Source organism: Archangium sp. (genome assembly GCF_036389735.1).
In the GTDB taxonomy this organism is placed as follows: Bacteria; Myxococcota; Myxococcia; order Myxococcales; family Myxococcaceae; genus Archangium.
This window is the reverse complement of sequence record NZ_DASVWK010000555.1, coordinates 1-12,743: the sequence shown is the minus strand read 5'-3', so window position 1 is coordinate 12,743 and position 12,743 is coordinate 1. Positions and strand designations below refer to the sequence as shown.

Genomic DNA, 12,743 nt, shown 5'->3' with positions numbered 1-12,743 from the left:
GCAGGACATCGCCGAGGTGTGGCGCCAGGAGCTTCGCCTGGAGACGCTGGACCGCGACGAGAAGTTCTTCGACCTGGGAGGCAACTCGCTGCTCGCCGCGCGCGTGCAGGTGAAGTTGCAGGAGAAGCTGGGCCGCGAGGTGCCGCTGCTCGCCCTCTTCACCCACCCCACCGTGAGCGCGCTGGCCCGCCACCTGTCCGAGCAGTCCGAGGCCCCCTCCTCGGCGCCCCGGCTGGAGGCCGAGGCCCAGCGGCGCAAGGAAGGCATGAACCGCCTCAAGCGAATGGCCAAGAAGGTCAAGGGCGATGAGTGACGAAGGCAAGTACGCCACGGAAGGCATCGCCGTCGTCGGCCTCGCGGGCCGTTTCCCCAAGGCCCGCGACGTCGAGGCGTTCTGGGAGAACCTCCGCGGCGGCCAGCGCGGCATCTCCACCTTCACCGAGGAGGAGCTGCTCGCCGCGGGCCACTCCGCCGAGACGGTGCGCCACCCGCGCTACGTGAAGGCCCGGGGCGCGCTGGAGGACACCACGCTGTTCGACGCGGCGTTCTTCGACTTCACCGCGCGCGAGGCGGAACTCACGGATCCCCAGCACCGGCTCCTGCTCGAGTGCGCCTGGGAGGCCCTGGAGGACGCGGGCTACGACTCGCGGCGCCATCCAGGGCGGATTGGCGTCTTCGCGGGCGCCAGCATGAGCACCTACCTCCTGGACGCCCTGCGCAACGGCGTGGCTCCGTCCGAGGGACTGCTCCAGCTGGCCATCGGCAACCTGGGCGACTTCCTCTCCACGCGGCTGTCCTACAAGTTGGATCTGCGCGGGCCGAGCCTGAACGTGCAGACGGCCTGCTCCACGTCGCTGGTGGCCACGCACCTGGCGTGCCTGCACCTGCTCGCGGGCCAGTGCGACCTGGCACTCGCGGGCGGGGTGTCCGCGCGCGCCCGCGAGGTGTCCGGCTACCTGTACCAGGAGGGTGGCATCTTCTCGCCCGACGGGCACTGCCGCGCCTTCGACGCCGGGGCCCAGGGCACGGTGGAGGGCAGTGGCGTGGGCTTGGTGGTGCTCATGCGGCTGGAGGACGCGCTGGCCGAGGGCGCGAACATCCGCGCCGTCATCCGCGCCACCGCCCTCAACAACGACGGCCTCCAGAAGGTGGGCTACACCGCTCCCAGCATCCAGGGACAGGCCGAGGTCATCTCCCTCGCCCACGGCATGGCCGAGGTGGACGCGAGCACCATCTCCTACCTCGAGGCGCACGGCACCGGGACGTCTCTGGGAGATCCCATGGAGCTGGCGGCGCTCACCCAGGCCTTCGGCCAGGACAGCGCTCCGGGCTCCTGCGCCATCGGCTCGGTGAAGACCAGCATCGGCCACCTGGACGCGGCGGCCGGCGTCGCCGGGCTCATCAAGACCGTGCTCGCCCTGGAGCACAAGCAGCTCCCCCCGAGCCTGGACTTCGAGACGCCCAACCCGCGCGCCCAGCTCGACCGCTCGCCGTTCCGCGTGAACACCCGACTGGCCGACTGGCCGGATCGCGGGGTGCCCCGCCGGGCGGGACTCAGCTCCTTCGGCATCGGCGGCACCAACGCGCACGCGGTGCTGGAGGAAGCCGCCCCGCGCGAGCCCTCTCCGCCCTCGTCAGCGCCCCAGCTCCTGGTGCTGTCGGCGCGGACGGCCTCGGCGTGCGAGGCCATGGCCACCCGTCTGGCCCGTCACCTGGAGCGACACCCCGAGCAGCCGCTGGCCGACGTGGCCCACACCCTCCAGGTGGGACGGCGCGCCTTCACCCATCGGCGGGCACTGGTGTGTCAGACCCGCGAGGAGGCGATCGCCGCGCTCTCGGGGCAGCAGCCGGGACAGGTGCTCGCCGGGAGCGCGGGGAGCGAGGAGGCCCCGGTGGCCTTCCTGTTCTCCGGTCAGGGCTCCCAGTACGTGGACATGGGCCGCGAACTCTACACGTGCGAGCCGGTGTTCCGCGCGGCGCTGGACCAGTGTGCCCAGCTCCTCCAGCCCCACCTGGGTCTGGACCTGCGCCTCGTCCTCCATCCGCCCGAGGCCCGGCGCGAGGAGGCCGCGGCCCAACTGGACCAGACGGCGCTCACCCAGCCCGCGCTCTTCGCGGTGGAGTACGCACTGGCCCGGCTCTGGGAGTCGTGGGGCATCCGCCCCCGGGCGATGCTCGGCCACAGCCTCGGCGAGTACGTCGCCGCCCACCTCGCGGGAGTCTTCAGCCTGGAGGACGCGCTGGCGCTCGTGGCGGCCCGGGGCAAGCTCATGCAGGGCCTTCCGCCGGGAGCGATGCTCAGTGTCCCCCTCTCCGAGAGCGAGCTGCGGCCCCTGCTCGGCGAGCGGCTGTCGCTGGCGGCCATCAACGGCCCCCTGCTGTGCGTGGCGGCCGGCCCCACCGAGGACATCCAGCGGTTGGAGCGCACCCTGGCCGAGCGGAACGTGGCCTGCACGCGGCTGCGCACCTCGCATGCCTTCCACTCGGCGATGATGGAGCCCGTGCTCGCGCCGTTCGCGGCCCGGCTCTCGCGCGTGGCGCTGAAGGCTCCGCGCCTTCCCTTCCTCTCCAACGTGACCGGCGATTGGATCACCCCCGCCGAGGCCACGGATCCCCGCTACTGGGTGCGCCACCTCCGCGAGCCGGTGCGCTTCGAGGCGGGGCTGAAGCGGCTGCTCGGGGCCCAGGGTCCGATCCTCCTGGAGATCGGGCCCGGACGGACCCTGGCGTCGCTGGCCTCGCGGCATCCGGAGCGCTCCGGGGACAGGCCCGTGGTGTCCTCGATGCGCCACCCGCGCGAGCCGGGCTCCGACGCGGCGTTCGCGCGGCGGACGTTGGGACAGCTCTGGCTCGCGGGAGCGCCCGTGGACTGGACGGGCCTTCACACCGGCACGCAGCGCCAGCGCGTGCCCCTGCCCACCTACCCCTTCGAGCGCCAGCGCTACGTGCTCGGGGACAACGCGCCACCGCCCTCCTCCCCCGAGCCGCGTGCGCCCACGCCTCCCGCGGCACGGCACGCGCGCCCCGGCCTCGCCACCGCCTACGCCGCGCCCACCCACACGCTCGAGCGCCAGGTGGCGGACATCTGGCAGGAGTGTCTCGGCTACACCCCCATCGGCGTGCACGACGACTTCCTCGAGCTGGGAGGGCACTCGCTGCTCGGCACGCAGATCATCTCGCGGCTGGCGGACACGCTCGGCGCCCGCGTGCCCCTGCGCCAGCTCTTCGAGACCCCCACGGTGGCGGGCCTCGCCGCCTGGCTGGGGACCCAGCAGCTCCGGACGCAAGAGCCGCCGAAGCACGGGAGCACGCCTCCCGGTGGCGAGCTTCCCCTCTCGTTCGCGCAGCAGCGGCTGTGGGCGCTGGAGCACTTCACCCCCGGGTCGAGCGCCTACCACCTGCCCCAGGCCCTCCGGCTGCGCGGCCCGTTGGACGTGGCGGCCCTGGAGGCGAGCTTCACCGAACTGGTGCGCCGACACGCCTCGCTGCGGACGACGTTCCCCTCGCACGAGGGCCAGCCCGTCCAACGCATCGCCCCACCCGCGCCGGTGCGCGTGCGCCAGGTGGATCTCCAGCCCGTCCCCGAGGCCGGGCGTGAGGAGGCCACGCGGCGCTTCCTCGTCGAGGAGGCGGAGGCCCCCTTCGAGCTCTCCCAGGGGCCCCTGATGCGGCTGGCCCTGGCGCGGCTGGCCTCCGAGGAGCACGTGCTCGCGGTGACGCTGCACCACATCATCGCGGATGGCACCTCCCTGCGGGTGCTCATCCAGGAGATGATGGTGCTCTACGAGGCCCCGCGGCGCGGCCAGCGCCCGGCCCTGCCCGAGCTCCCGCTCCAGTACGCCGACCATGCGCGCCAGCAGCGCGAGTGGCTCCAAGGCCCCGAGTTGGAGCAGCGGCTCTCCTGGTGGAAGGGGCGGCTCGCGGGCCTGCCAGTGCTGGAGCTGCCCACGGATCTGCCTCGTCCGCGCACGCCCACCTACCGCGCGGGGCATCAACCCCTGGTCCTCTCCGCATCGCTGAGCGAGGCGGTGCGTGCCCTCGCCCGGCGCGAGCGGGCCACGCCCTTCATGGTGCTCCTGGCGGCCTTCGGCGCGGTGCTCGGCCGCTACAGCGGGCAGAAGGACCTCGGGGTCGGCACGCCCATCGCGGGCCGCACCCGCACGGAGCTGGAGGGGCTGATCGGCCTCTTCGTCAACACGCTGGTGCTGCGCGTGGACCTCTCCGGGGACCCGTCCGGGCGCGAGCTGCTCTCCCGTGTACAGGAGATGGCGCTGGGGGCCTACGCGCACCAGGAGCTGCCCTTCGAGAAGCTGGTGGAGGAGCTGCACCCGGAGCGGGAGCCGAGCCGCTCGCCCCTCTTCCAGGTGATGTTCTCGCTCCAGGAGGAGTCCAGTGACTCGGCCACGCTCGGCGGCCTCTCGGTGGAGCGGCTGGAGCTGTCCGCGGCGACGACGCAGGTGGACCTGACGCTCTGGCTGCGGCCCACCGCCCAGGGGTTCGCGGGCGCGCTGGAGTACAGCACCGAGCTGTTCGAGGCCGCCGCGATGGCCCGGCTCGCACGCGCCCTGGAAGGGACGTTGGAGGCGCTCGTGGCCGCTCCCGAGCGCCGACTCTCCGAGCTGACCCTTCCCTCCGCGGCGGAGCTGGAGGCGCTGCTCGCGGCCACGAGGAAGGAGCGCGTGGAGCTCCCGCCGGTCACCGGCATCCACCAGCTCTTCGAGAGGCAGGCGGTGCTCCACCCCGAGCGGCCCGCGCTCCTCAGCGGAGAGCGGACGCTGAGCTATCGAGAGCTCGACCACCGAGCCAGCCACGTGGCCCGGCGACTGCGCGCCCTGGGCGTGGGTCCCGAGGTGCGGGTGGGCCTGTGCGCGGACCGCTCCGCCGAGACGATCGTGGCCCTGCTCGGCGTGCTCAAGACGGGAGCGGCGTACGTCCCGTTGGATCCCACGGCCCCTCGCGAGCGGCTGCTCGCGCTATTGAAGGAGGTGGAAGCCCCCCTGGTGCTGGCCCAGGCGTCCTGCGTGGAACGTGTCTCCGGCGGTGAGGCCCGGGTCCTCCGGCTGGAGGACTTCAACGACGTGCCCCAGGGCGAGCCGGTCCGGCCCCTGGACGTGGCGCTATCGCCCGAGGCCGCGGCCTACGTGCTCTACACCTCCGGCTCCACGGGCCAGCCCAAGGGCGTCGTCGTCCCGCATCGCGCGTTGCTGAGCCACCTGGAGGGAGTCCGCCGCGCGTACGCCCTGTCCGGGGAGGACCGGGTGTTGCAGTTCGCCTCGCTCCACTTCGACGTGGCGGCGGAGGAGCTCTTCCCCACGCTGGCGGCGGGCGCGGCGGTGGTGCTTCGCCGGGCCGGAGAGGTGGAGCCGGTGGACGAGCTGCGGGCGCTCATCGCCCGGACCGGTGTCACCGTGGTGAACCTGCCCTCTCCGTACTGGCACGAGTGGGTGGACGAGCTGCCGGGACTGACCGAGGCCCTCCCGCCCTCCGTGCGGCTGGTGGTGACCGGAAGCCAGGCGCCATCTCCCGAGCGGCTGTCCCGCTGGCGCGAGCGCGTGGGAGCCCAGGTCCGCTGGCTCAACGCCTACGGGCCCACCGAGGCGACCATCACGAGCACCGTGTTCGAGCCCAACGCGGCGGTGGAGCGTCCCCGGGTGCCCATCGGCCGGCCGCTCGCCGGAGTCCGCCTCTACCTCCTCGACGAGCGGCTGCGGCCCGTGCCCGCGGGGGCGCCGGGAGAGCTGTTCATCGGCGGTGGTGGACTCGCGCGGGGCTACCTGTCCCGTCCGGCCGCCACGGCGGAGGCCTTCCTCCCGGACCCGTTCACGGACGAGCCCGGCGCGCGCATGTACCGCACCGGAGACCTGGCCCGGCTGCTGCCGGACGGGAACGTGGAGTTCCTGGGCCGCCGGGACCATCAGGTGAAGCTGCGCGGCTACCGCATCGAGCTGGGCGAGGTGGAGGCCGCGCTCGAACGGACGGCGGAGCTGCGAGAGGTGGCGGTGCTGCTGCGCGAGGACTCTTCCGGGGAGGCCCGTCTGGAGGCCTACGCGGTCCCCGCCACGGAGGGCCTGACGGAGGGTGGGCTGCGTGAGCGCCTCGGCGCGGTGTTGCCGCGCTACATGGTGCCCGCGCGCATCGTGCTCCTGGAGGCCTTGCCCCGGCTGCCGAGCGGCAAGGTGGATCGCCGGGCACTGGCCTCGGTGCGAGCGCCGGAAGAGTCGCCGGGCGAGGCCTTCGTCGCGCCCCGTGACGCCACCGAGGAAACCCTCGCCCGCGTCTGGGCGGAGGTGCTGAAGCTGGAGAAGGTGGGCATCCACGACAACTTCTTCGAGCGCGGCGGGGACTCGCTCATGGCCATCCGGGTGGTGGCGCGGGCGAACCAGCGGGGGTTGCCCATCACCGCCCCCCAGCTCTTGCGGCACCAGACCATCGCCCAGCTCGCGGCGGTGGCGACGGGCCCGTCCCAGGCCCATGAGCCCGAGGTCACCGGAGGCCCGGTGCCGCTCACACCGCCGCAGCGCCGCTTCCTGGAGCAGGAGCATGCCGCCCCGCATCACTGGAACCGCTCGCTCCTGCTGGAGGTGCGCGAGCCACTCGACGCCGGGCTCCTGCGCGAGGCGCTCCGGCACCTCCTGCGGCGCCACGACGCGTTGCGCCTGCGCTTCTCCCGTGACACCGGGGGCTGGCACCAGGAGGACTCCGGAGAGACGCGGGAGGTGCCCTTCTCCCAGGTGGATCTCTCCTCTATAGAGGATGCGGGGCAACAGGCGGCCATCACGGCCGCCGCCACGGCGCTCCAGCAGAGCCTGGACCTCTCGCGCGGGCCGCTGTGGCGGGTGGCGTACCTCGACCTCGGGGCACGGCGGCCAGGACGGCTGCTCCTCCTCTTCCACTTCCTGGTGGCGGATGGCGTGTCGTGGGCGATCTTCCTCGACGAGCTCCAGGCCCTCTACGCGCGCCTCGCCGAGGGACGGCCCCTCCAGCTCCCGCCCACGAGTCCCTCGTTCAAGACCTGGGCGGAGCGCCTGGAGAAGCTCGCCCGCTCCGAGTCCCTCCAGGACGAAGCGGCCGAGTGGCTGGCGCGACTTGGAGGCCAGAGGGGCAAGCTGCCCCGGGACGGCTCCGGCGAGAACACCGAGGCCTCCATGCGCACGGTGCGCGTGGAGCTGACCGAGGCCCAGACGCACGCCTTCCTCCAGCGGACCGCGACCCGGAGCCACGGGCCAGAGGCGATGCTGCTGGCGCCGTTGGCCCAGGTGCTCTCGCGCTGGATGGGAGGCGCGGCGCTCCAGGTGGACGTGGGCCGTCACGGCCGGAGCCTCCGGGGCGGGCTCGAGGCGTCCACGACGATGGGCTGCCTGGCCTCGGACTGCCCGGTGCTGCTGGACGTGGGGAGCGGCGAGGTGCGGCGAGCCCTGGAGGACGTGGAAGCGGCGCTGCACCGGCTCCCGCAGGAGGGCCTGGGCCATGGCCTGCTGCGCTACATGGACGCTCCTGGCGAGCCCGCGCGGCGCCTGCGGGCCCTGCCCGAGGCGGAGGTGAGCTTCGACTACATGAGCCGGCGCATGCTGGCCGAGACGTCGGGCTTCCGCTGGGCCTCCGAGCCGAGTGGTCCCGATCGCTCACCCCAATCCCGGCGCAGCCACGTGTTGCAGCTCATCGCGAGCGTGGTGGATACCACCCTGCGGATCGAATGGCGCTACAGCGAGGCTCTTCACGAGCGCACCACGGTGGAGCGGCTCGCGGCGGATTATCTGGAGGGCCTGCGGGTCCTCCTCACGACCTGACACGAAAGAAAGACCCCCTTGAAACAGCTCATCGACGACTTTCACGCCCTCTACTTTGGAGACATGGTCACCCGGGAGTACGAAGGGGGTGGCGAGCGCTGGATGGGAGTGCCCATCCGCAAGATGCCGTTGGACCTGTGGGTCTACCAGGAGCTGATCCACGAGACGCGTCCGGACGTCATCATCGAGACGGGGACGATGTTCGGAGGCTCGGCGCTCTACTTCGCGCACCTGTGCGAGCTGCTCGGCAACGGGCGGGTCATCACCATCGATCTCCAACCCCAGCCGTCGCTGCCCCAGCACGCGCGCATCGAGTACCTCACGGGCTCCTCGGTGGATCCGACAATCCTCGAGCGCGTGCGAAGCGGGCTCACTCCGGGCCAGAAGGTGATGGTGATCCTCGACTCGGATCACAGCGCCGAGCACGTCCTGAAGGAGCTGCACTGCTACAGCGGGCTGGTGACGCCCGGCCAGTACCTCATCGTCGAGGACACGAACATTGGCCACCCGCTGTACACCTTCCAGGTGGAGCGCGGGCCGATGGAGGCCGTGGAGGAGTTCCTCGCCGGGGACACGCCGTTCGAGCGTGACCGCGGCCGGGAGAAGCTGCTGGTGACCTTCAATCCGGGCGGGTACCTGAAGCGGGTCCGCTAGGTGGAAGCTCCCGCCGAGGCACGGCGGCGGTAGATGCACTTGTCGGCGTCGGCGAGCGCGCGGAAGCCGAGGCGCTGGAGGATGGGGCGGCTCATGTCGCCCGCCTCGACGATGAGGTAGGGGATGTGGCGCGCGCGCGCCTCCTCGGCCCGGGCCTGGACCATGGCGCGGTAGAGCCCCTTGCCGCGGAACTCCTCGAGCACGGAGCCGCCCCAGAGGCCGCCGAAGGGAGTGCCCTCCTCGGTGCGGAACCAGCCCGAGCACACGGGCCGCTCCCCCGCCCACCCCACGAAGACGCTGAGCCGCTCGGGATGGGACTTCATGTCGGCCGTCAGCGACTCGAGCAGCCAGCCGAAGTCCGACTTCCACACCCCCTGCTGCACGTCGATGGCGGCGCGAAGGCCGGAGGGCTCCTCCACCCGCCGCAGCTCCACGCCGGGGGGAAGGCGGACGGGGGGAAAGGTCTGGTTCGTGTCGAGCGCGACGAGCGTCACCCGGGCCTGGAGCTCGAAGCCCGCCCGGAGCAGGCGCTCGGTGAGGTGGGGAACGTCATGGGAATAGACCTTCCACATGAAGTCGTGGCCGAGGCCCTGGAAGAAGGCGATCTGCTCCTGGATGACCGCGTCCGCGTTGCCCTCGTCGACCTCGGCCCAGCAGAGGCTGTTGTCGAAGGGAGACGGCGAGGGACCGATGGCGCGAATCACCTTGCCCACCTGCTCGATGCGCCAGGAAGCATCGGCGGGGGTGAGGCGTTTGCGCACGAGCTGATCGAAGCGGTCGAGGATCTCGGAGGACATGAAGCGGGGGATGATACTCCGAGCGCGCGGCCCCGCTGGCTTGAATGCACCTACCCCAACCGGTAGCATTCCAGACACGCGACGACAGCAGCGCGTCCGCCCGTGCAGCCCCCCTGACCCGCCATGATGAACGACGTGATTGCCGCTCTCGATGCAGCGATGGTTCCCTTCCGGAGCAGTCATGACCGGAACGCCCTGGCGCGCGTCGAGGAGACGCTGCTGATCAACACGGGCCGCAAGCCGCTCCCCTCGCTCCCCGAGCGTCAGCGCCCCAGCCTGTTCTACTTCCCCGGCCTGGGAACGAAGGGTTGGTACGAGGGTGAGGCGTACGCCCAGACGCGGGAGTTCGCACGGGTGCTGCGCGAGGCCACGCCCATGCTCCGCGAGGAGTTCCTGGCGCACTCGCACAAGGGCGAGGTCATGGCCTACGAGCAGCAGGTGCCCGGACGCTTCCCGACGCTCAAGACGCAGGACTGGCACTCCATCTTCCTGCTCAAGGATGGGTTGACCAACGAGACGAACTGCGCGGCCTGCCCCCGCTCCGCGGCGCTGATGGAGCAGTTGGTGCCGCACTTCAGCCCGGGTGGCGCCTTCTTCTTCTCGGTGGTGGGACCCAAGACGCGCATCCCGCTGCACCACGACACGATGAACCTGAAGCTCACCTGCCACCTGCCGCTCATCGTCCCGCCCGACTGCGCCATCCGCGTCGACGACGAGGTGCGCGAGTGGGTGGAGGGCGAGAGCCTGTTCTTCGACGACACCTTCAGCCACGAGGTGTGGAACAACAGTGACAAGCCCCGGGTGTGCCTGCTCGTGGACATCTGGCACCCGGGCCTCACGGCCCTCGAGCGCCAGGTCATCAGCGAACTGGGCCGGGTGATGGCCCAGTTCATGGACCGGGGCTACACCGCGCCCTGGTCCACGAACGGCCGGAGCATCGAGCACTGAGCCAGAACCGGGCCAGGGGGAGTACTGGCTACCCCTCCACCACGCCGATGTTGCGCGTGTCCTCCGGGTCGAAGGGCTTGCCGTCGAAGCGGCCGTAGCGCTCGCGAGGCGTGAGCCCACCGGACGTCATCGCCGCGTCCAGTTCCTCCACCGAGAAGGGCCTCAGCTTGAGGCGACGGATGCCCAGCGGGCCTCCGGGCTGCCGGCGCTCGCGCAGGTGGAAGGCGAACAGCGGCCGACGCGGCTCGAGCGCCTCGCCGGGCTCCTCGTCCTCGCGGTTCGAGGCGGAGGGCGCGGGCGGAGGGTTGAGCACGTCGTAGACGAAGGTGCCCCCGGGAAGGAGGTGGTGGCGCACCGTGGCCAGGAAGGCCTCGAGATCCTCGGACGAGCTCATCAGCCCCAGGGCGTGTTGAGGAGCGAGCACCACGGGGAAGCGCTCGGGAAGGCGCAGCGAGCGGGGGTCCGCGTGGAGGAAACGCACCCGGCCGGACACTTCGGTGGACTCCGAGGCCCGTTGCTCCTCGGCGGCCTGCACCATCCGCTCCGAGGGGTCCGCCCCCACCACGGACAGGCCATGCTCGGCCAGCGCCCAGGCCACGCGCCCGGTGGCCGAGCCCAGCACCAGCACCGGCCCACCACGCTCGGTCGCCTGGCGCGTGTAGAAGAGGATGTCGGGGTCCTGCCCCACCAGGGAGAGCGGCGTGCGGCTCCGTGTGTCGTTTCCAGCCATCGGCTCCCGGAGTAGCACGGTTGGGGGCCCAATGGGGTCAGCACCCTGCCGCTCGTGGGCATTCGCCTACCCATGTGCTGTCCGGGAGCCGACGCACCGGCCCGTCCCAGAGGCGGGAGGGGCTGGCACCCCGCTTGCGAGGGGCCAGGGGGCGGGGGTGCCGTGTTGGCACCCGGACTCGGACGGGTGGGCGGGTATGAAGGCTGGATGGCGGTGGGCGGCGGCGTTCGTCGTGACGAGTGCGATGTGGGCGGGCTGCAAGCAGTCGTCAGGGCGGGACCAGTCGGAGCAGAACAATCCCGGGCTGGACACTCCCCGGCAGGACACGGACAGGACGAAGCCGCCCCCCGACCCGGGCCCGGTGACGGACGGCGGAGTCGTCACCCCGGTCCCCGACGCGGGCACCCAGCCGCCTGACGCGGGCACCCAGAAGCCCGACGCGGGCACCCAGCCGCCCGACGCGGGCCCTCCTCCCGAGGCGGCCATCCAGTTCCCCTCGCGCCCCGGCTGGCAGTTCTTCGGCACGCAGCACGGCGGGCCCCGGCGCATCTACGGCGTGACGTCCGACAAGAGCGGCAACGTCTGGGTGGCGGGCGGCGAGGACGGCCTCTTCCTGCTCGCCCCGGGCGCCACGCAGTTCCGGCGCCTCACCATGGCGGACGGGCTGCGCCCCTACGGCTACATGCCGGACGGCAGCGCCCCTCCGGGTGAGAAGTACCTCAAGGTCATCTCGGTGGCCGGCGGTCCGGCCAACACCGTCTTCGTGGGCTACGAGGGCATGCCCGGCAAGGGCCCCGACCACTGCGAGAACAACTGGGACGGCGTGCGGCGCAACGCCGCCCGCTACAAGAGCGGCGACGCGGATCGGGTGACGCTCAACGCGGACGGCACGCTCTCGGTGGTCCACTACGACATCTACTCCGGCCCCGACGTGGTACGGGACGAGCCCGAGGGCCGCGAGAAGCTCTGCAACATCCTGCGCATGGCCTACGACGAGGCCAGCAACAGCATCTGGTTCGGCGCCAACCACGGCTTCGCCCGCGCGGATGCCGACTTCCCCGGCCATGATCCCGCCTGCAGGGGACAGCTCGCCTGCTCCGGCATCGAGGAGCACACCCACCCCGCCCTCAACGCCTACGGCGAGACCGGCGGCGACGTTCTCCTCACCGACGCCTACTACGGCGTGGCCGTCCACTCGAGCGGTGACGTCTTCTTCGGCGGCGCCAACCGCTCCACCCGCTTCCGCTACCGCACCGCCGGCAACTTCTGGGACGCCCAGACGCAGACCGAGGGCCGCGCCCACGCGGACAACCGCATCGACGTGTGGAAGGACGCCGTCCAGGAGCCGGCCATGCCCCGCCCGACCGAGCGCGTGGATGACAACGTGTCCGGCATGGCCGTGCTCGGCGACACCGTCTGGGTGAGTTCCTTCACCCGCGGGCTCGCGAAAATGAACGCCACCGGCGGCGACATCCAGTACGTCAACGTGGGCGAGAAGAGTCTCGGTACCGTCGCCGTCGATCCGAGCAATGGCAGCGTGTGGACTGGCGCCAACTGGCTCGGCGTCATCTACCAGGTCAAGGACGGCCAGGTGCGGACCATCGGCTGCGATGTCTTCGGCAACCGCCTCTGCGCCAGCCGCGTCTCCGACATCCAGGTCGACAACCACGGTGGCCGCCACCGCATCCTCGTCGCCTTCATGGGCAACAACGACACCCGCGTGCCCGGCGCCATCGGCATCTACACCGGGGACTGACCTCGAGCAGTCCAATGACAGGCCGCGACCGTCCGCCACACGCGGGCGGTCGCGGCCTGTTTTTCCGCGGC

The 12,743-nt window shown here is 71.8% G+C and carries 7 protein-coding genes; 5 read left to right on the top strand and 2 right to left on the bottom strand.

From position 1 onward, the window contains the following. The 3 genes from VF794_RS19425 to VF794_RS19415 all read left to right on the top strand — a co-directional run. The coding region (locus tag VF794_RS19425) for a phosphopantetheine-binding protein (RefSeq protein ID WP_331112539.1) at positions 1–313 on the top strand (313 nt) is incomplete at its 5' end. Then, entirely contained in the window at positions 306–7,787 is a 7,482-nt protein-coding gene (locus tag VF794_RS19420) for a non-ribosomal peptide synthetase/type I polyketide synthase (RefSeq protein ID WP_331112537.1), read from the top strand. The genes VF794_RS19425 and VF794_RS19420, both read left to right, overlap by 8 nt. 18 nt (positions 7,788–7,805) lie before the next feature. Then, a complete protein-coding gene (locus VF794_RS19415; RefSeq protein WP_331112535.1) occupies positions 7,806–8,441 on the top strand; it encodes a CmcI family methyltransferase in 636 nt (211 codons plus the stop codon). On the opposite strand, the gene VF794_RS19410 is transcribed toward VF794_RS19415, so the two are convergent. Continuing rightward, on the bottom strand, positions 8,438–9,238 hold the full coding sequence (locus tag VF794_RS19410) for a GNAT family N-acetyltransferase (RefSeq protein WP_331112533.1): 801 nt from the start codon (positions 9,236–9,238) through the stop codon (positions 8,438–8,440). The genes VF794_RS19415 and VF794_RS19410 overlap by 4 nt on opposite strands. A 126-nt stretch (positions 9,239–9,364) precedes the next feature. On the opposite strand from VF794_RS19410, the gene VF794_RS19405 reads away from it, so the two are divergent. Then, positions 9,365–10,186, top strand: a complete 822-nt coding sequence (locus VF794_RS19405) for an aspartyl/asparaginyl beta-hydroxylase domain-containing protein (RefSeq protein WP_331112540.1) — start codon at positions 9,365–9,367, stop codon at positions 10,184–10,186. A 28-nt stretch (positions 10,187–10,214) separates the two neighbouring features. Here VF794_RS19405 and VF794_RS19400 read toward each other — a convergent pair whose 3' ends face one another. Continuing rightward, positions 10,215–10,916 (bottom strand): class I SAM-dependent methyltransferase, encoded by a 702-nt coding sequence (locus VF794_RS19400; RefSeq protein ID WP_331112531.1) that lies wholly within the window; start codon positions 10,914–10,916, stop codon positions 10,215–10,217. Positions 10,917–11,112: 196 nt separating this feature from the next. Between VF794_RS19400 and VF794_RS19395 the strand changes: the two genes are divergently transcribed. Next, positions 11,113–12,672, top strand: coding sequence for a hypothetical protein (locus VF794_RS19395; protein WP_331112529.1), 1,560 nt, complete (start codon positions 11,113–11,115; stop codon positions 12,670–12,672). Positions 12,673–12,743 lie beyond the last annotated feature (71 nt).

Coding starts and splice junctions, on each gene's coding strand:
- VF794_RS19405 (WP_331112540.1), top strand. CDS start 9,365: ATGAACGACGTGATTGCCGCTCTCGATGCAGCGATGGTTCCCTTCCGG.
- VF794_RS19410 (WP_331112533.1), bottom strand. CDS start 9,238: ATGTCCTCCGAGATCCTCGACCGCTTCGATCAGCTCGTGCGCAAACGC.
- VF794_RS19400 (WP_331112531.1), bottom strand. CDS start 10,916: ATGGCTGGAAACGACACACGGAGCCGCACGCCGCTCTCCCTGGTGGGG.
- VF794_RS19395 (WP_331112529.1), top strand. CDS start 11,113: ATGAAGGCTGGATGGCGGTGGGCGGCGGCGTTCGTCGTGACGAGTGCG.
- VF794_RS19420 (WP_331112537.1), top strand. CDS start 306: ATGAGTGACGAAGGCAAGTACGCCACGGAAGGCATCGCCGTCGTCGGC.